Source organism: Bradyrhizobium sp. Crot121, from assembly GCF_059512385.1.
The window spans coordinates 1-385 of the sequence record NZ_JCAMOR010000456.1 but is presented as its reverse complement, the minus strand read 5'-3'; the positions used below and the strand labels follow the sequence as shown (position 1 = coordinate 385).

Annotated in this window: 1 pseudogene; it reads right to left on the bottom strand. The window is 60.5% G+C overall.

Annotation, left to right across the window (positions count from 1 at the left end):
- Positions 1-346 (bottom strand): annotated as a pseudogene (locus tag AC5ZGW_RS47460) (PQQ-dependent sugar dehydrogenase); the annotation flags it as partial.
- Positions 347-385 lie beyond the last annotated feature (39 nt).

Here is a 385-nt window from a genome sequence, read left to right as displayed (position 1 = left end):
AGCCGGCCGAGGTCGCCATGGATTCGATCCAGCCCATGATGAGATCCTTGGGACGCTTGATCGATGCGGCCGGTGGCGCGATGGATTCGACGGCCAGGATATCGCCGTTCGGCAGCACATAGACCGAGCGTGGATGTTTCAGTCCTGTCGCCAGTGCCTTGATCTGCAATCCGTCAGCGACTTTAGGCGTCTCACCCTCCTTCCATCCGATGACGGAGGCCGTGTGCATCGGCGGGATGAGATATTGCGACTGTGCCGGCAGCTTGGGATTCGGGCCGATTTCACCTGCGGGATCCGGTTCATTTTCACTGCAGGCGGCAAGAAGAGCACCGCTGATGAGGATCACGGCCAACGCGCCGGAGCGTGAAAAGGCAAGGGAGCGGAT